The sequence below is a fragment of the Pseudomonas sp. JAI115 genome, assembly GCF_014200835.1.
Lineage (GTDB): Bacteria > Pseudomonadota > Gammaproteobacteria > Pseudomonadales > Pseudomonadaceae > Aquipseudomonas > Aquipseudomonas putida_A.
Genome location: NZ_JACHCY010000002.1, coordinates 170025 through 186804, shown reverse-complemented (window position 1 = coordinate 186804; position 16780 = coordinate 170025). Strand labels below are relative to the sequence as shown.

Below are 16780 nucleotides of genomic sequence, written 5' to 3'. Positions count from 1 at the left end.
GTCAGTAACCTCTGAGGTCTTCAGGAACGTTGTACTGCTGGCCATCGTACGTCAGGGTGATCTGTTTTTTCTTCAGGTCGGTGTTTGTCGAAACGCACTGATTGCCGGACTTGGTGTTTTTCATTTTGCTGCCGGTGGTGGTGACGATCAGATCGGCGAAACCATTGTGGCTCGTTGGAGCGATCTCGAGGGTCCGGCGGATTTTTTTGCTATAGCCCTCGCAGTCATTCACGAACTCACCGTTGTTCTTGAAGACCACCAGCCCTTCGAGCACCGGACGCAGGCTGTCGCCCTCGCGCACATACAGCGCCAGATCGGTTTTCTCGTAGGGAATGGCATGGGAACTGTGGACGAACTTGGCTCGCAGCCCAAAAGCGCGGATATCCGGCGTCAAACGGTAGCGCGCCGTGTCGATGCGCACATCATCCAAGCGCACGGCATCAGAGTTGTAAGCGCCCGGTTTACGGTAGGTGGCGATGGGTTTGGCGTTGCTCGCATTGAGCAGCGCCAGATCCAGATCGAACGCCCCGGCATCGTCACCACCAGAATCGGCCAGATAGGTGGATTTGACCGAAATCGCCTGACTCGGGAACGCCGGCCAGACGTTGCAGCGTGACATGGATTTGCCGTCGAAACGCTTGGTGGTGCAGGCGGCGTGGGCTTGGGTGGTGATGGCCAGCAAAACGAAGGCGATCAGGAGTCTGGTGGGGTTAAGCATGGTTCTTCCTTGATAAGTGTCGTGTTGGGCTGGCGGGTTACAGGCCTTGGAAACCGTTTGGCAAAACGTAGGATTTTCCGTCGTAGTGCAATGTTGTCAAAACGGGTTTGTTGTCAGTGGTTTTAGTTTTACATGCGTCTCCCGTCCCCACACTTGTTGTGTCTTTCTCCAAGGTTTTGACAATCAGATCTGCATAGCCGTGAGAGCTCGTTTTAGCGATTTCTACCGTTCTTGAAATCTCATATCGCTCGCCTTCGCAGTCACCATCCCACTCGCCGCCATACCGATAAACCACTAATTTATCCAATACCGGGCGCAATTTTTCGCCCTCTTTCACGTAGAGCGAAAGCAGGTTTTCTTCCATCGGATTGATCCGGGATCCATTAGTGGATAACGCACGTACGCCAAAGGCACGAAGATCGGTAGTCAGTGTGTAGCGAGCCGTATCGAGCGTTATTTCTCGCAAACTGACGCCATCCAATACAAATGCAGCCGCTTTGTAATAAGTCGCAATGGGCTTCGATTGAGCGGTGTCCAGAACGGACAAGTCGAAATCGTAGGTACTCAGCGCCTCTGGGTCATCAGATGGGGATCCGCGCTTAAACTGTGCAGTGGCGTTGATGGTTAATCCTGGATAGGCAGGCCACTCCTTGCAGACAGAAAGATCCAGATCTCCTGCCATCGGTGTTGGCACGCAACCAGCCAACACCTGCCCCGCCATCAACCACCCACTCAGGGCCACCCACCCGACCCATCCAGACTTCACTGTCACATCCCACTCCTTGATAACGTTTTCAGCCGCGCACTATCCCCTCCTCAATCCGGCGATTCAACCAGTTCAACGCCTGATCCCCACTCCGGCGCTTATGCCACGCCAGCACAAACGTGAACGGCGCAATCTCGAACGGTGGCGGCAGCACAATCAATTCCTGCTGATCAATCTCGCGCACGCTGCGCGACGACACCGTGAGAATCAGATCCGTACCGCTGATCAACTCGGGGGCGACGTTCCAGTGCGGCAGGCTGATGGCGACGCGGCGGCGTTCGCGCAATGAGGTCAGCGCCCGTTCGATTTCCGGGGTGCCGCTGCCGCGCATTTCCAGTAACACATGCGGGCGCGACAGGTAGGTCGGCAAATCAAGTACGCCGTCGGCCGGCAAGCTGCGGCGATCCAGCAGGCAGACGTAGCGCTCTTCGAACAGCACGCTGCTGCGCAACTCGTTGGGCATTTCCGGGAACACCCCGGCGGCCAAATCGATGTCACCGTTGAGCACACCCTCCAGCATGCCCTCGCGGCTGGCATGGCTGATTTGCAGGTCGATGCCCGGGGCCTCTCGGCGCAAGGTGCGGATCAGATCGGGCAGGATGATGGCCGCGCCGTAGTCGGACATCGCCACACGAAAGGTTCGCCGCGCAGTGGCCGGACCGAAAGTGTTCGGCGCCAGCAGCGACTGCACCTGGGCCAACGCTTCGGCCAGTGGCGCAACCAGTTCCAGCGCCCGCGCCGTGGGCACCAGCGTCGAACCGGCGCGCACCAGCAGCGGATCGCCGAGCAAGTCGCGCAGCCGCGCCAGCGCATGGCTGACCGCCGGTTGACTCAGGTGCAGCCGCTCGGCAGCGCGGGTGACATGTTGCTCGCTGAGCAAAGCATCGAGGACCACCAGCAGGTTGAGATCGATACGGCGTAGATCATTCATCTTGTGCATGTTCTGGATGACAAAACGGAATTTAAATCTGCGCGACGAATACCCTAGAGTCCAGCAAAACCTGTTGGAGAGTGAGCATGAGTACGTTGCAGTGGGTTGGCTTGTTGCTGCTGGCCGCGTTTGCCGGGGCGGTGGTGCCGTTTCAAAGTGCGATCAACAGCAACCTGGCGCGGGGCCTCGGCCATCCGCTATGGGCAACCTTGGCCTCGTTGCTGGTGAGTGTGTTGGTGCTGTTGCCGGTGATTCTGGCGTTGCGCCTGCCGCTGCCGTCGCTGGGTTTTATCAGCAAGGCGCCGTTGTGGATGTGGGCTGGCGGTGCGTTCGGCGTGTGCTTTGTGGCGCTGGCGGTGATGTTGCTGCCGAAGCTCGGCGCGTCGGGGTTTGTTGCGCTGGCGTTGGCCGGGCAGGTGATTGCGTCGATGCTGCTGGATCACTTCGGGTTGTTTGGGCTGGTGGAGAAACAGCTGACGGCGTCGCGGGTGTTGGGCGCGTTGCTGCTGATTGGCGGGGTGGTGTTGATTCAGTTTGGTGGGGTGTTTGAGCGGAATGTGGCGGCGGTTGGCTGATCTGAGAGCTCATGGTTTTGTGGTGTTGACGAGTCAGTCTTCGCGAGCAGGCTCGCTCCCACAGTGATCGCATTTCAACTGTGGGAGCGAGCCTGCTCGCGAAGGGGCCAGTGAGCTCTGCTGAACATATCAGGACGGCGCATCTCAAAACGCGTTACGGAAAATCTCCTCGATCTGCCGCTGATCCGCCGCCCGTGGGTTGGTCAGGCCGCACGCGTCTTTCAACGCGTTGGTGGCGAGCACTGGAATATCGCTGAGCTTGGCGCCGAGTTCACGCAGGCCGCCGGGAATATCGACGTCCCTGGCCAGACAACGGATCGCGTTGATCGCCGCCTGAGCGCCCTCCTCCGGGCTGAAACCACGGATGTCCGCCCCCATCGCATGGGCGACATCGGTCAGGCGTTCGGCACAGACCAGCGCGTTGAAAGTCTGCACATGCGGCAGCAGCACGGCGTTGCACACGCCATGGGGCAAGTCGTAGAAACCGCCCAACTGGTGGGCCATGGCGTGCACGTAGCCAAGCGATGCGTTGTTGAACGCCATGCCGGCGAGGAACTGCGCGTAAGCCATGTTTTCCCGCGCCGCGAGGTCGCTGCCGTCACGCACGGCCAGGCGCAGGTTGTTGCTGATCAGGGTCATGGCCTTCAGCGCGCAGGCGTCGGTGATCGGGTTGGCCGCAGTCGAAACGTAGGCTTCGATGGCGTGGGTCAGCGCGTCCATGCCGGTGGCGGCAGTCAGGCTTTTCGGCATCGCGACCATCAGGGCCGGGTCGTTGACCGACAGCAGCGGCGTGACGTTGCGGTCGACGATGGCCATTTTCACGTGGCGCGATTCGTCGGTGATGATGCAGAAACGGGTCATCTCGCTGGCGGTGCCGGCGGTGGTGTTGATGGCGATCAGCGGTAATTGCGGCTTGCTCGATTGATCGACGCCTTCGTAGTCGCGGATCTGCCCGCCGTTGGTCGCACACAGAGCAATGCCCTTGGCGCAGTCATGGGGCGAACCGCCGCCCAGCGACACCACGAAATCGCAGCGACTGTCCTTGAGCAGCGCCAACCCGGCCTCGACGTTGGCGATGCTCGGATTCGGTTTGGCGCCGTCGAAGATCACCGAATCGATGTCCTGCATCGCCAGTTTTTCGGCAAGCATGGTCGCCACGCCAGCCTTGGCCAGCCCCGCGTCGGTGACGATCAGCGCCTTGCGAAAACCGTAGTTGCGGATCGCAACCATGGCTTCGTCGAGGCATCCGTTGCCCATGATGTTTACGGCCGGAATGAAAAAGGTGCTGCTCATGCGCGTCTCCTGACTGGGGCCGAATCGACTGCTCCGATCCGGCGGATGTGCACAGGATCGACCGATCGGTCACCACCGATGTTGATCTGGCTCAATGCCCGCTCGTGATAAAGTCGCCGTCCATCCGCCCTTTGTTTTGAGACTGCCCACGCAATGACCGATTTTCTGGACGTCGACGCCACCCTCGAAGACTGGAGCGCCCTGCGCGCCACCGCCGACTTCAACGGTCTGCTGGTGGGCAATGGCGCCAGCCGCGCGGTGTGGGACGATTTCGGCTACGACTCGCTGTTCGAAAACGCGCGCACCGTGGAGGAGAAACCGCTGAGCCCGTCGGAACTGAGCGTGTTCGACGCGATGCAGACGCGCAGCTTCGAGCAGGTACTCGGCGCGCTGAAAACCACCAGCCGGGTCAACAAGGCCCTGGCCGTCAGTTCGGCGGCACCGCGCAATCGCTACTACGCGATCAAGGAAGCGCTGATCAACACCGTACACGCCGTGCACATTCCCTGGCGCCTGGTGCAGGCCTCGACTCTGGCCACGCTCAATGAAGAACTGGCGCGCTATCGCACGGTGTTCACCACCAATTACGACCTGCTCAGCTACTGGGCGATCCAGCACCGCAGCGAGGCGATCGACGACCTGTTCAACGGCCCCGACGCCAGTTTCGATCTGAGTGCAAGCAGCAGCGCCAAACCGCGTCTGTTGTACCTGCACGGCGGTCTGCACTTGGTGCGCAATCAGGACGGCACCGCGCGCAAACTGACCTCGACCGAGGGCACCCTGCTCGGCAGTTTCGCGATCAACAATACAATCAAGACGCTCGACGACGTGCCGCTGTTCGTCAACGAAGGGCCGAGTGCGGACAAGCTGAAGACCATTCGCAGTTCGGATTATCTGTCGTTCTGTTATGAGCAGTTATTGGGCCACGCGCAGAACCTGTGCATCTTCGGTCATGCCTTGGGCGAGCAGGATACTCACATCGTCAGGGCGCTGCGCCTGGCGAAACCGGCGAGCGTGGCGATCTCGATTTATCCGCGCAGTGCGGCGTTCATTCAGCATCAGAAACGCCATTACGCCAAGGTGTTCGAGGGCACCGGGATTGCGTTGCGGTTTTTTGATGCGAAGACGCATGCGTTGGGGAGTCCGAAGCTTTCGGTTCCCGTCGAGATTTGATGTAAGCAGTACTGACGCCTTCGCGAGCAAGCCCGCTCCCACCTTGGAATGCATTCCAAATGTGGGAGCGGGCTTGCTCGCGAAGATTTTTCTGGCGGCTCATTCTTCCGAGCTGTGCACCACCACCAGCAACTGCGCCTGCACCTCGCCCACCGACCTGATCCGGTGCGGCTTCTGCGCGTTGAAGTGCAGCGCATCGCCACGTTCGAGCAGCACCCGCTCGTTCATGAAATCCACTTCCACCTGCCCTTCGTGGACGAACAGAAACTCCTCGCCCAAATGCTCCTTGAAGGTCTTGTCGGTGAACTCGCGCGGCGGGTAGATGATGAACGGCAGCAGGTTGCGCTCGCTGACCTGATGCGCCAGCACCGCATACCCCGGGCTCTGATCGTTGGCCGCCAGTGACTGGCGTTCGTGGCTGCGCACCAGGCTGTAGCTGTCGAGGCTGACGTTGTCTTCGGAGAACAATTCCTCGACCTTCACGTTCAGTGCCTTCGCCAGTTTCAGCGCGGCCGCAATCGACGGGGTGTTCAGCCCGCGCTCGACCTTCGACAGATAACTCTTGGTCATGCCGGATTTTTCCGCCAGCGCCTCAAGTGTCACGCCAAGTTTTTTTCTCAACAATTTCAAACGGATAGACATGCGCAGCAGTTATTCCATCAAGGAAACGACGATTGATGCTTGCTTATGACACTTTGTGTCATATAGGCTCTTTAGTGTCATTTGCAATCACCCAAAGGACACCGACATGGCCAAGACATTAGCACTACCCAAAGAGCAACTGGTCAAGCAAGCGCTGACCCAGATGCAAAACACCCTGGCGGATAATACGTGGACTGACCGGCAAAAGCTGGCGCTGACCTGCCGGATCCTGTTCGAGAGCGGTCACGACTCCGGTCTGGCCGGACAAATCACCGCTCGCGGCCCACAACCGGGGACCTATTACACTCAGCAACTGGGCCTGGGTTTTGATGAAATCACCGCGAGTAATCTGCTGCTGGTCAACGAAGACCTGGAAGTGCTCGAAGGCCACGGCATGGCCAACCCGGCCAACCGTTTCCACAGCTGGGTCTACCGCGCCCGGCCTGACGTGAACTGCATCATCCATACCCACCCGACGCACATTGCCGCGCTGTCGATGCTGGAAGTGCCGCTGCAGATTTCCCACATGGATCTGTGCCCGCTGTACGACGACTGCGCATTTCTCGAAGGCTGGCCAGGCGTGCCAGTGGGCAACGAAGAAGGCGAACTGATCGCCGGAGCGCTGGGCGACAAGCGCGCGATTCTACTGTCGCACCACGGCCAACTGTCGACCGGCAGCACGATCGAAGAAGCCTGTGTCATCGCCCAACTGATCGAGCGCGCCGCCAGACTGCAGCTGCTGGCAATGGCCGCCGGTACGATCAAACCGATCATTCCGGCGCTGGGGCGCGAGGCCCATGACTGGGTGTCGAAACCCAAACGCCACGCCGCCGCCTTCAACTACTACGCCCGGCAGAACCTGCGCCAACACGCCGATTGCCTGAACTGATTTCAGCTTTTTCCGGAGACTCATCATGTCCAATATTCACGGCATCATCGGCTACACCATCACCCCGTTCGGCACCCACGGCGAAGGCCTCGATCTGCCGGCGCTCGGCCAATCGATCGATCGTCTGATCGACAGCGGCGTCCATGCCATCGCCCCGCTGGGCAGCACCGGCGAAGGCGCTTACCTCAGCGACGCCGAGTGGGATCAGGTCGCCGAGTTCAGCATCAAGCACGTGGGCAAACGGGTGCCGACCATCGTCAGCGTGTCCGACCTGACCACCGCCAAAGCCGTACGCCGCGCACGCTTCGCTGAAGCCCACGGCGCCGACGTGGTGATGGTGCTGCCGGCGTCGTACTGGAAGCTCACTGAAGCGGAAATCCTCGCGCACTACCGCGCCATCGGCGACAGCATCGGCGTGCCGATCATGCTCTACAACAACCCGGCCACCAGCGGCACCGACATGTCGGTCGAGCTGATTCTGCGCATCGTCAATGGCGTGGAAAACGTGACCATGGTCAAGGAGAGCACTGGCGATATTCAGCGCATGCACAAGCTGCAATTACTTGGTGAAGGTCAGGTGCCGTTCTACAACGGCTGCAATCCGCTGGCACTGGAAGCGTTTGCCGCCGGGGCGAAGGGTTGGTGCACCGCCGCGCCGAACCTGATCCCGCAGTTGAACCTGGATTTGTATGCGGCCGCTCTGGCCGGTGATCTGCAGCAGGCACGCGAGTTGTTCTACCGCCAGTTGCCGCTGCTGGACTTCATCCTCAAGGGCGGTTTGCCGGCGACGATCAAGGCCGGATTGCGCGAGACGGGGCTGGAGGTTGGTGATCCGCGCTTGCCGGTGTTTCCGTTGAGCGAAGCTGGGCAAGCTCAGCTAAAAGCAATCCTCAACACCCTGCGCTAACACACACAACCCCATGTGGGAGCGGGCTTGCTCGCGAGGCGGTGGATCAGTCACTGGAGATGTCGACTGACACGACGCCTTCGCGAGCAAGCCCGCTCCCACATTTTTGCTCTTCTGTGTTCTTCAGAGCACCGGCAAGGTCTTGTCCTTGATCACTTTGCTCGGCCCATTGGCCTTGACGCTCGCGATGCCTTTGGCACACGCGGCATCGTTGGAGTACGACTCGCTGCTGCCGATGATCTGATGGTTGGCAGCCTTGAGGTTGAAGTAAGGATGACCATCCTTGGTGGTCTTTTTCTCGTAGCGCTCATCCAGCGGGCTGTTGGTCTGCACGGAAGCAATGCCGTTGTCGGCAGCCGCGCGGGTGGTGTAGAGCTCGCTGGTGAGAATGGTTTCAGCGTTGGCGGCCTTCAGCACAAACCTGAACTGGCCGTTGCTGCTTTTGCTCACTTCGTACCATCCGGACATGCGCGTTTCTCCTTGGCGGTTGAGAGGTTTTGCGCTTCAAAGTAAAGACCAGCCCGAGACTTCTGTCGCCTGTAGTGGCCTCTTCGCGAGCAAGCCCGCTCCCACAGTAGATCTCCAGTGATCACAAAAATAGGTGAGCACTCGGCAATCAATGTGGGAGCGAGCCTGCTCGCGAAGGCGTCACCCCGGTGTTGGCTATTTCACCCCCGCCCGCACCACCGACAACTCCGGCGCACTCACCCGTCGCTGACTCAGATACCGCGTGCAACTCACCCGCAGGAACGAAGCGAAATTCACCACCTCCCCGCGATAATCCATCACCTCTTCATACAGCTTGGCGATCAGTTGATTGGTGGTCATGCCATCGACTTCGGCGATTTCGCTGAGGATGTCCCAGAACTGGTTTTCCAGGCGCAGTGTCGTCACCACGCCGCAGATGCGCAGCGAGCGCGAGCGGGATTCGTAGAGAATCGGGTCGGCCTTGACGTAGAGCTCGCACATCGGCGGATCCTCGTTACAGGGTGATCTTGGTGCCGAGCAGGCCGAGGAAACCGGCCAGCCAGTTCGGATGCGCCGGCCACGCTGGCGCAGTCGCCAGATTGCCTTGAACGTGGCCGTCGGTCACCGGAATATCGATGAACGTGCCACCGGCCAGGCGCACTTCCGGGGCGCAGGCCGGATAGGCGCTGCACTCGCGACCTTCGAGAACGCCGGCCGCTGCCAGCAATTGCGCACCGTGGCAGACCGCAGCAATCGGCTTGCCGGCCTTGTCGAAGGCGCGCACCAGCTCCAGAACTTTTTCGTTCAGGCGCAGGTATTCCGGCGCTCGTCCCCCGGGGATCAGCAGCGCGTCGTAATCGGCCTCGGCGACCTTGGCGAAATCAAAGTTGAGGGCAAACAGGTGACCCGGTTTCTCGCTGTAAGTCTGGTCGCCTTCGAAGTCATGGATCGCGGTGCGCACAGTCTTGCCCGCAACCTTGTCCGGGCACACGGCGTGCACAGTGTGACCGACCATTTGCAGGGCCTGGAACGGCACCATCACTTCGTAGTCTTCGACGTAATCGCCGACCAGCATCAGGATTTTTTTCGCGGCCATGGGGAGGACTCCTCTGGGAATGGGCTTGCGGGAGTATTCAAGGTAGACCTTATCCGTTGGAGCGGGTAACAACCGGCTACTACCTCGAAGACCGCGTTATCGTTCTTCGCGAGCAGGCTCGCTCCCACGCTGGAATGCCATCCACTGTGGGAGCGAGCCTGCTCGCGAAGAGGCCCTCAAACTGTACGCCTAAGTCTGTGCCTAGCTGTAACAGCCCGACCTGCCCGGTTTATGGCTAGATGAAGCCACCTCCCTGTCACCTTCAATTCTGGTCACTCACATGTCCTCGCGCGAAAACACCGGCATGGCCCTCGGCCTGCTCGGGGTTGTGATTTTCAGCTTGACCCTGCCCTTCACCCGGATTGTGGTGCAGGAACTGCATCCGTTGCTCAACGGCCTCGGCCGCGCGCTGTTCGCGGCGATTCCCGCGGCAGCGTTGTTGTTATGGCGACGCGAGAAGTGGCCGAGCTGGCAGCAGATCAAAGGCCTGAGCCTGGTAATCGCCGGGGTGATTCTCGGCTTCCCGGTGCTGTCGGCGTGGGCCATGCAGACCTTGCCGGCGTCCCACGGCGCGCTGGTCAACGGTTTGCAGCCGCTGTGCGTGGCGCTGTATGCCGCCTGGTTGTCCCATGAACGCCCGTGGAAAGCCTTCTGGGCCTGCGCCGCACTGGGCAGTGCGCTGGTGCTCGGCTACGCGTTGTACACCGGCGACGGGAGCATTCAGGCCGGTGACTTGTTGATGCTCGGCGCAATTGCCGTCGGTGGTCTGGGCTATGCCGAGGGTGGCCGGTTGGCCAGGGAAATGGGCGGCTGGCAGGTAATCTGCTGGGCGCTGGTGCTGTCGACGCCGCTGCTGCTCGGCCCGGTGTTGTACTTGGCGCTGCAGCATCACGGTGCAGTGTCAGCCAAGGCCTGGTGGGCGTTCGGCTACGTGGCACTGTTTTCGCAGTTTCTCGGCTTCTTCGCCTGGTACGCCGGGCTGGCGATGGGCGGGATCGCGCGGGTCAGTCAGATCCAGTTGCTGCAGATCTTTTTCACCATCGCGTTTTCGGCGCTGCTCTTTGGTGAACATGTCGAGCCGATTACCTGGGTGTTTGCCTGCGGGGTGATTGCCACTGTGATGCTCGGGCGCAAGACCGCCATCAAACCCCATGTGGGAGCGAGCCTGCTCGCGAAGGGGCCATAACAGCCAGCAGCATCCTTGGCTGGCAGTCTGCCTTCGCGAGCAGGCTCGCTCCCACAAGGTCAGGCGAGAAAGCCGTCGGCGCGCAGCAGGGTTTCCAGACAGTGCTCGCTGATGTTGTAGAAATCCTTGAGCTCCTGAATCTTCACCAGCAACTGAGCCGGGTCCACCGGCTCGGCGCGTTTCACCGCGAGAATCATCTTGTTCTTGTTGGTGTGTTCCAGCGAGATGAACTCGAACACTTTGGTCTCGTAACCGCAGGCTTCGAGGAACAGCGCGCGCAGGCTGTCGGTGACCATCTCCGCCTGTTGGCCCAGGTGCAGACCGTATTGCAGCATCGGCTTGAGCAGCGCCGGACTCTGGATCTGCAGGCGGATCTGTTTGTGGCAGCACGGCGAGCACATGATGATCGACGCACCCGAGCGAATGCCGGTGTGAATCGCGTAGTCGGTGGCGATGTCGCAGGCATGCAGGGCGATCATCACGTCCAGTTCGCTCGGCGCCACGCTGCGCACGTCACCGCACTTGAACACCAGGCCCGGGTGTTCCAACTTGGCCGCGGCGGCGTTGCACAGGTTGACCATCTCTTCGCGCAGCTCGACGCCGGTGACTTCGCCTTCGGCCTTGAGCGTGTTGCGCAGGTAATCGTGGATGGCGAACGTCAGATAGCCCTTGCCCGAACCGAAGTCCGCCACCCGCACCGGTTTGTCCAGCGCCAGCGGTGACGAGGTCAGCGCGTGGCTGAAGACTTCGATGAACTTGTTGATCTGCTTCCACTTGCGCGACATCGCCGGGATCAGCTCGTGTTGCGCGTTGGTCACGCCCAGGTCCTTGAGGAACGGCCGGCTCAAGTCCAGAAAACGGTTCTTCTCACGGTTGTGCTCGGCGGACGGCGCTTCACGCAATTGCTGAGGTTTGCTCTTGAACAGTGAACTCTTGCCCTTTTTGCTGTATTCGAGCTGGGCTTCGTCGGTCACGGTCAGCAAATGCGCATTCTTGAACGCGGCCGGCAACAGCTCGGCAATCACCGCCACGCCTTCGCTCAGCGGCAGATTCTTGGTGATGTCGCGGGTCTTGTAGCGATAGACAAACGACAGGTTTGGCTGCGCCTTGACCGTCACCGCTTTGATGATGATCCGCTGCAGATCCGCCTCTTCACCCACGTACTTGGCCAGCACCAGTTTGATGAAGCCGTTGTGTTCGAGGCTGGTTTGCAGCAGCTCGATGAACTGGGCGTGATGATCGGGCGCGGGTTTGAGGGAGGGGGCGGTAACGGACATGGAAAAGCGGCCTCGGACGGGCGAAATCGGGAATGGCAGGTATTTTAGGGGGGATGGCGCTTGGGGACACGTTCTTATTTACCCAACGGCACAAGAACTCAGCGCACTGCCTGGCCCCTGTGGGAGCGGGCTTGCTCGCGAAAGCGGCGTATCAGGCGACATCGATGTTGAATGTCAGACCGTATTCGCGAGCAAGCCCGCTCCCACACTGGCGTAATCCGGCCATATGTATCAGACAGGCCTTGTTCAGCGGGACCGGAAAGAACCGCACCCAGACTCAGCCCAACACAATCAACCGATTGGGCAATTCATTCCTCACCTGCGTCACCGGCACGTGCACCTTGAGTAATTCACCGCAGGCCTCGATGCACGTCACAAAGCCCTCAAGCGTGCGCCCCTGCCGCACCTGCTCGGTGAACGCGGCGACGATCGCGTCCCAGCTCTTGTTGTCCAGCCGCCGGGAAATCCCCTCGTCCACCAGAATCTCCACGTAGCGCTCGGCCTCGCAGACAAAGATCAGCATCCCGGTGCTGCCGACGGTGTGGTGCAGGTTCTGTTCGAGGAACTGCCGCCGAGCCAGATTCGATGCCCGCCAGTGGCGCACGCGGCGCGGGATCAGATGGGTGGTGATCTTCGGCAGGCGAAACAGCAGGCACAGGACGATGAACAGCCCCCATTGCACCAGCAACAGGCTGTGCATGGTCAGCCAGCCAGTCAGGTAATGGACGATGCCCGGCACCAGCAGCGCCAGCAGGCTGGCCCACAGCAGCGGTATGTACGCGTAGTCATCGGCGCGGGCCGCCAGCACGGTGACCAGTTCGGCGTCGGTGTCGCGCTCGACCCGGGCAATCGCCTCGGCGACTTTGCGTTGTTCGTGTTCAGTCAGTAATGCCATGTCGAAAAGTGCCTGATCATTATTGTTGTGTGTTCACCAGCCGCCGGACGAACCGCCGCCGCCGAAACTGCCCCCGCCGCCGCTGAAGCCCCCGCCTCCACCGCCACCGCCAAATCCACCACCGCCGAAACCGCCCCCGCCTCCGGAGCCGCCACGGCCGGCGGGAAGGATACCGAGCATCTGGCAGACAAACACGGTCAGGATGAACAACACCACCAGAAAAACGAACAACAGCGGATGCCGCGAGACAAAATCGCTCTGCGGATCGCCGCTCGACTCGTACACCGTCGACGGTTCGTCCAGCGGATTGCCGCCGAGCACCACCAGCATCGCCGCCACGCCGTCGCTGATGCCCTTGCTGAAATTGCCGGCCTTGAACGCCGGGGTGATCACTTGATGAATGATCACCGAACTCTGCGCATCGGTCAGCCGATCTTCCAGCCCGTAACCGACTTCGATGCGCAGTTTGCGCTCGTCCCGGGCGACGATCAGCAGCGCGCCGTTGTTCTTGTCTTTCTGGCCGATGCCCCAGTGCCGGCCCAGTTGCACACCGTAATCCTCGATGGTGGTGCCCTGCAGATCAGGCACCGTGACCACCACCAGTTGCTCGCCGGTAGCTTGCTCGTGAGCCTGCAATTGCTGGCTCAACTGGGCGCGCACCGACGGCTCGAGCATCTGCGCCTCGTCCACCACCCGCCCGCTCAGCGCCGGGAACGTCAACTCGGCCCGGGCGCTGAGGGCGAACAGCCACAGCATCAGCACCAGGCCTATCTTCAACACACGCATGAATAACCTCGAATCAGAACTTCACTTCCGGGGCCTTTTCCGCACCGGGGGTGGTGGCTTCGAAGGTTTCGCGAATCGGCAGGTCGCTGTACATCACGCTGTGCCAGAGGCGCCCGGGAAACGTGCGGATCTCGGTGTTGTATTTCTGCACCGCCAGAATGAAATCGCGCCGCGCCACGGCAATCCGGTTTTCCGTGCCTTCGAGCTGCGATTGCAGGGCAAGGAAGTTCTGGTTGGCCTTCAGGTCCGGATAACGCTCGGAGACCACCATCAAACGGCTGAGCGCGCCACTCAACTGATCCTGAGCCTGCTGGAACTGCTTGAGTTTTTCCGGATTGTCGAGGGTGCTGGCATCGACCTGGATCGACGTCGCCTTGGCCCGCGCCTCGACCACGGCGGTCAGGGTCGCCTCCTCATGCTTGGCGTAGCCTCTGACGGTCTCCACCAGGTTGGGGATCAGGTCGGCACGGCGCTGGTACTGGTTCTGGACCTGGCCCCAGGCCGCCTTGGCCTGTTCATCGAGGGTCGGGATATTGTTGATGCCGCATGCGGTCAACAACGTGGCAAGCACCAGTAACGTGGCGACCTGCAGACGCGAGCGGTAGGTTGGACTGACATTCATCAAAGTGATGCTCCCTGGCATATTTCATAAAAAACCGACCGTGAAACCTTCTGCATCAGCGGTTGGGGCATAATCGGCCGCGCCACTGGATTGCAACGGGCCGATGGGCTAAAAAGAGGCCCTGCGCAAACGCAGCCGAGTGTCGGCGGACGTTTTTGGCTCGGTCATTTTGAGCCTGCACCCGAACAACAATAGTCGCTCCCTAACTTTTGGCTGGCCGGCATTGCATTGCCGCTTGGGCCCTTGAGAAAAATATTCATGAAGAAGCTGTGTTTGCTGGGCCTGTTCGTCAGCCTGGCCAGTCATCAAGTATTGGCCGCCACGACCCCGGTACCCCTGGAAAACAAGGACGCGTTCATCAGCAATCTGATGAAACAAATGACCCTCGATGAAAAGATCGGCCAGTTGCGCCTGATCAGCATCGGCCCGGAAATGCCCCGTGAGTTGATCCGCAAAGAGATCGCCGCCGGCAACATCGGCGGTACGTTCAACTCGATCACCCGCCCGGAAAACCGTCCGATGCAGGACGCGGCGATGCGCAGTCGCCTGAAGATTCCGATGTTTTTTGCGTACGACGTGATCCACGGTCACCGTACGATTTTCCCGATTCCGCTGGCCCTGGCATCGAGCTGGGACATGGACGCCATCGGTCAGTCCGGGCGCGTTGCCGCCAAGGAAGCCGCGGCCGACAGCCTCGACATCACCTTCGCGCCGATGGTCGACATCTCCCGCGATCCGCGCTGGGGCCGCAGCTCCGAAGGGTTCGGTGAAGACACCTACCTGACCTCGCGCATTGCCAAAGTGATGGTCAAGGCCTATCAGGGCGACACGCCGAGCGCGGCTGACAGCATCATGGCCAGCGTCAAGCACTTCGCCCTGTATGGCGCGGTCGAGGGCGGGCGCGACTACAACGTCGTCGACATGAGCCCGGTGAAGATGTACCAGGACTACCTGCCACCGTACCGCGCGGCGATCGACGCCGGTGCCGGCGGGGTAATGGTGGCGTTGAACTCGATCAACGGCATTCCGGCCACCGCCAACACCTGGCTGATGAACGACCTGCTGCGCAAGGACTGGGGCTTCAAGGGCCTGGCCGTCAGCGACCACGGGGCGATCTTCGAGCTGATCAAGCACGGCGTGGCCGCCGACGGTCGTGAAGCGGCGAAGCTGGCGATCAAGGCCGGCATCGACATGAGCATGAACGACACCCTGTACGGCAAAGAGCTGCCGGGGCTGCTCAAGTCCGGCGAGATCGAGCAGAAAGACATCGACAACGCCGTGCGCGAAGTGCTCGCCGCCAAGTACGACATGGGCCTGTTCAAGGACCCGTACCTGCGCATCGGCAAGGCCGAGGATGATCCGGCCGACACCTACGCCGAAAGCCGTCTGCACCGCGCCGAGGCCCGTGACGTGGCACGCCGCAGCCTGGTGCTGCTGAAGAACCAGAACGACACCCTGCCGCTGAAGAAAGACGCGAAAGTCATGCTGGTCGGTCCATTGGCCAAGGCGCCGATCGACATGATGGGCAGTTGGGCGGCGGCCGGTAAGCCGGCGCAATCGGTGACGCTGTTCGACGGCATGAGCTCGGTGATTGGCGACAAGGCCAACCTGATCTACGCCCGTGGCGCGAACATCACCAGCGACAAGAAGGTGCTGGATTACCTGAACTTCCTCAATTTCGATGCTCCGGAAGTGGTCGATGACCCGCGCCCGGCCAACGTGCTGATCGACGAGGCGGTGAAAGCAGCCAAGGACGCTGACGTGATCGTCGCCGCCGTTGGCGAGTCCCGTGGCATGTCCCACGAATCCTCCAGCCGCACCGACCTGAACATCCCGGAAAATCAGCGCGAGCTGATCCGTGCCCTGAAAGCCACCGGCAAACCACTGGTACTGGTACTGATGAACGGCCGTCCGCTGACCATCCTCGAAGAGAACCAGTCGGCTGATGCGATTCTGGAAACCTGGTTCAGCGGCACCGAGGGCGGTAACGCCATCGCCGACGTGCTGTTCGGCGACTACAACCCGTCGGGCAAACTGCCGGTGACCTTCCCGCGTTCCGTGGGCCAGATCCCGACCTACTACAACCACCTGAGCATTGGCCGGCCGTTCACGCCGGGCAAACCGGGCAACTACACCTCGCAGTATTTCGATGACACCACCGGTCCCCTGTTCCCGTTCGGTTACGGCTTGAGCTACACCCAGTTCGCCCTGAGCGACATGGCGCTGTCCTCGACCACGCTGAACAAGACCGGCAAGCTCGATGCCAGTGTCACCCTGAAAAATACCGGCAAACGTGACGGCGAAACCGTGGTGCAGCTGTACATCCAGGACGTCGCCGGTTCGATGATTCGCCCGGTGAAAGAACTGAAGAACTTCCAGAAAGTCATGCTCAAGGCCGGCGAACAGAAAGTCGTGCACTTCACCATCACCGAGGATGACCTGAAGTTCTACAACGCCCAGCTCAAGTACGCGGCCGAGCCTGGCAAGTTCAACGTGCAGATCGGCCTGGATTCGCAGGATGTGACGCAGCAGAGTTTTGAGTTGCTGTAATTATTC

General features: G+C 60.7%; 18 protein-coding genes. 6 read left to right on the top strand and 12 right to left on the bottom strand.

Going from position 1 to position 16780, the window contains the following annotated elements:
* Position 1 precedes the first annotated feature (1 nt).
* Genes HDC30_RS05975 through HDC30_RS05965 form a run of 3 tightly spaced genes read right to left on the bottom strand, consistent with a single transcriptional unit; the run spans position 2 to position 2424 of the window.
* Positions 2-718 (bottom strand): hypothetical protein, encoded by a 717-nt coding sequence (locus tag HDC30_RS05975; protein ID WP_183781576.1) that lies wholly within the window; start codon positions 716-718, stop codon positions 2-4.
* Positions 719-755: 37 nt separating this feature from the next.
* On the bottom strand, positions 756-1490 hold the full coding sequence (locus HDC30_RS05970; protein WP_183781573.1) for a hypothetical protein: 735 nt from the start codon (positions 1488-1490) through the stop codon (positions 756-758).
* Positions 1491-1512: 22 nt separating this feature from the next.
* Positions 1513-2424, bottom strand: a complete 912-nt coding sequence (locus HDC30_RS05965; RefSeq protein WP_183781570.1) for a LysR substrate-binding domain-containing protein — start codon at positions 2422-2424, stop codon at positions 1513-1515.
* A 77-nt stretch (positions 2425-2501) separates the two neighbouring features.
* Between HDC30_RS05965 and HDC30_RS05960 the strand changes: the two genes are divergently transcribed.
* Positions 2502-2990, top strand: a complete 489-nt coding sequence (locus HDC30_RS05960) for a DMT family transporter (protein ID WP_027614431.1) — start codon at positions 2502-2504, stop codon at positions 2988-2990.
* A 144-nt stretch (positions 2991-3134) separates the two neighbouring features.
* Here HDC30_RS05960 and yiaY read toward each other — a convergent pair whose 3' ends face one another.
* Positions 3135-4283 carry an L-threonine dehydrogenase gene (gene yiaY, locus HDC30_RS05955; protein WP_097086634.1) on the bottom strand — a complete coding sequence of 383 codons (1149 nt, stop codon included), beginning with the start codon at positions 4281-4283 and terminating at the stop codon, positions 3135-3137.
* A 153-nt stretch (positions 4284-4436) separates the two neighbouring features.
* On the opposite strand from yiaY, the gene HDC30_RS05950 reads away from it, so the two are divergent.
* Complete coding sequence (locus HDC30_RS05950) at positions 4437-5456, top strand: DUF4917 family protein (protein WP_183781567.1); 1020 nt, start codon at positions 4437-4439, stop codon at positions 5454-5456.
* 99 nt (positions 5457-5555) lie between these two features.
* Here HDC30_RS05950 and HDC30_RS05945 read toward each other — a convergent pair whose 3' ends face one another.
* Positions 5556-6098 (bottom strand): helix-turn-helix domain-containing protein, encoded by a 543-nt coding sequence (locus HDC30_RS05945; protein ID WP_027614428.1) that lies wholly within the window; start codon positions 6096-6098, stop codon positions 5556-5558.
* 106 nt (positions 6099-6204) lie between these two features.
* Between HDC30_RS05945 and HDC30_RS05940 the strand changes: the two genes are divergently transcribed.
* Together HDC30_RS05940 and HDC30_RS05935 are read left to right on the top strand one after the other, a co-directional pair.
* The gene (locus tag HDC30_RS05940; protein ID WP_027614427.1) at positions 6205-6987 is read left to right on the top strand and encodes an aldolase; all 783 of its coding nucleotides are present in this window, start codon (positions 6205-6207) and stop codon (positions 6985-6987) included.
* Positions 6988-7009: 22 nt separating this feature from the next.
* Positions 7010-7894 (top strand): dihydrodipicolinate synthase family protein, encoded by an 885-nt coding sequence (locus tag HDC30_RS05935; RefSeq protein WP_183782142.1) that lies wholly within the window; start codon positions 7010-7012, stop codon positions 7892-7894.
* Between the two features lie 123 nt (positions 7895-8017).
* On the opposite strand, the gene HDC30_RS05930 is transcribed toward HDC30_RS05935, so the two are convergent.
* From HDC30_RS05930 to HDC30_RS05920, 3 genes are all read right to left on the bottom strand, one after another.
* Positions 8018-8362, bottom strand: coding sequence for a YegP family protein (locus HDC30_RS05930; RefSeq protein WP_096797064.1), 345 nt, complete (start codon positions 8360-8362; stop codon positions 8018-8020).
* A 195-nt stretch (positions 8363-8557) separates the two neighbouring features.
* The gene (locus HDC30_RS05925; RefSeq protein ID WP_150370430.1) at positions 8558-8863 is read right to left on the bottom strand and encodes a ribbon-helix-helix domain-containing protein; all 306 of its coding nucleotides are present in this window, start codon (positions 8861-8863) and stop codon (positions 8558-8560) included.
* Between the two features lie 13 nt (positions 8864-8876).
* Positions 8877-9458: a DJ-1/PfpI family protein gene (locus HDC30_RS05920; RefSeq protein ID WP_064586386.1), complete on the bottom strand. Its 582-nt coding sequence runs from the start codon at positions 9456-9458 to the stop codon at positions 8877-8879.
* A gap of 280 nt (positions 9459-9738) precedes the next feature.
* Here HDC30_RS05920 and HDC30_RS05915 point away from each other — a divergent pair, with 280 nt between their 5' ends.
* Entirely contained in the window at positions 9739-10644 is a 906-nt protein-coding gene (locus tag HDC30_RS05915; protein ID WP_183781563.1) for a DMT family transporter, read from the top strand.
* A gap of 59 nt (positions 10645-10703) precedes the next feature.
* Here HDC30_RS05915 and HDC30_RS05910 read toward each other — a convergent pair whose 3' ends face one another.
* From HDC30_RS05910 to HDC30_RS05895, 4 genes are all read right to left on the bottom strand, one after another.
* Positions 10704-11921, bottom strand: a complete 1218-nt coding sequence (locus tag HDC30_RS05910) for an SAM-dependent methyltransferase (RefSeq protein WP_183781561.1) — start codon at positions 11919-11921, stop codon at positions 10704-10706.
* A gap of 277 nt (positions 11922-12198) precedes the next feature.
* Positions 12199-12816, bottom strand: a complete 618-nt coding sequence (locus HDC30_RS05905; RefSeq protein ID WP_027614420.1) for a TPM domain-containing protein — start codon at positions 12814-12816, stop codon at positions 12199-12201.
* A 33-nt stretch (positions 12817-12849) separates the two neighbouring features.
* Positions 12850-13602 carry a YgcG family protein gene (locus tag HDC30_RS05900; protein ID WP_115988048.1) on the bottom strand — a complete coding sequence of 251 codons (753 nt, stop codon included), beginning with the start codon at positions 13600-13602 and terminating at the stop codon, positions 12850-12852.
* A 13-nt stretch (positions 13603-13615) separates the two neighbouring features.
* Positions 13616-14224 (bottom strand): LemA family protein, encoded by a 609-nt coding sequence (locus HDC30_RS05895; protein WP_007963199.1) that lies wholly within the window; start codon positions 14222-14224, stop codon positions 13616-13618.
* A gap of 258 nt (positions 14225-14482) precedes the next feature.
* Here HDC30_RS05895 and bglX point away from each other — a divergent pair, with 258 nt between their 5' ends.
* Positions 14483-16774, top strand: a complete 2292-nt coding sequence (gene bglX / locus HDC30_RS05890) for a beta-glucosidase BglX (protein ID WP_183781559.1) — start codon at positions 14483-14485, stop codon at positions 16772-16774.
* Positions 16775-16780 lie beyond the last annotated feature (6 nt).

What these genes read in the sequence shown, in the direction of transcription:
- HDC30_RS05975 (WP_183781576.1), bottom strand. Translation starts at nt 718, where the DNA reads ATGCTTAACCCCACCAGACTCCTGATCGCCTTCGTTTTGCTGGCCATC.
- HDC30_RS05965 (WP_183781570.1), bottom strand. Translation starts at nt 2,424, where the DNA reads ATGCACAAGATGAATGATCTACGCCGTATCGATCTCAACCTGCTGGTG.
- HDC30_RS05960 (WP_027614431.1), top strand. Translation starts at nt 2,502, where the DNA reads ATGAGTACGTTGCAGTGGGTTGGCTTGTTGCTGCTGGCCGCGTTTGCC.
- yiaY (WP_097086634.1), bottom strand. Translation starts at nt 4,283, where the DNA reads ATGAGCAGCACCTTTTTCATTCCGGCCGTAAACATCATGGGCAACGGA.
- HDC30_RS05950 (WP_183781567.1), top strand. Translation starts at nt 4,437, where the DNA reads ATGACCGATTTTCTGGACGTCGACGCCACCCTCGAAGACTGGAGCGCC.
- HDC30_RS05945 (WP_027614428.1), bottom strand. Translation starts at nt 6,098, where the DNA reads ATGTCTATCCGTTTGAAATTGTTGAGAAAAAAACTTGGCGTGACACTT.
- HDC30_RS05940 (WP_027614427.1), top strand. Translation starts at nt 6,205, where the DNA reads ATGGCCAAGACATTAGCACTACCCAAAGAGCAACTGGTCAAGCAAGCG.
- HDC30_RS05930 (WP_096797064.1), bottom strand. Translation starts at nt 8,362, where the DNA reads ATGTCCGGATGGTACGAAGTGAGCAAAAGCAGCAACGGCCAGTTCAGG.
- HDC30_RS05925 (WP_150370430.1), bottom strand. Translation starts at nt 8,863, where the DNA reads ATGTGCGAGCTCTACGTCAAGGCCGACCCGATTCTCTACGAATCCCGC.
- HDC30_RS05920 (WP_064586386.1), bottom strand. Translation starts at nt 9,458, where the DNA reads ATGGCCGCGAAAAAAATCCTGATGCTGGTCGGCGATTACGTCGAAGAC.
- HDC30_RS05915 (WP_183781563.1), top strand. Translation starts at nt 9,739, where the DNA reads ATGTCCTCGCGCGAAAACACCGGCATGGCCCTCGGCCTGCTCGGGGTT.
- HDC30_RS05910 (WP_183781561.1), bottom strand. Translation starts at nt 11,921, where the DNA reads ATGTCCGTTACCGCCCCCTCCCTCAAACCCGCGCCCGATCATCACGCC.
- HDC30_RS05905 (WP_027614420.1), bottom strand. Translation starts at nt 12,816, where the DNA reads ATGGCATTACTGACTGAACACGAACAACGCAAAGTCGCCGAGGCGATT.
- HDC30_RS05900 (WP_115988048.1), bottom strand. Translation starts at nt 13,602, where the DNA reads ATGCGTGTGTTGAAGATAGGCCTGGTGCTGATGCTGTGGCTGTTCGCC.
- HDC30_RS05895 (WP_007963199.1), bottom strand. Translation starts at nt 14,224, where the DNA reads ATGAATGTCAGTCCAACCTACCGCTCGCGTCTGCAGGTCGCCACGTTA.
- bglX (WP_183781559.1), top strand. Translation starts at nt 14,483, where the DNA reads ATGAAGAAGCTGTGTTTGCTGGGCCTGTTCGTCAGCCTGGCCAGTCAT.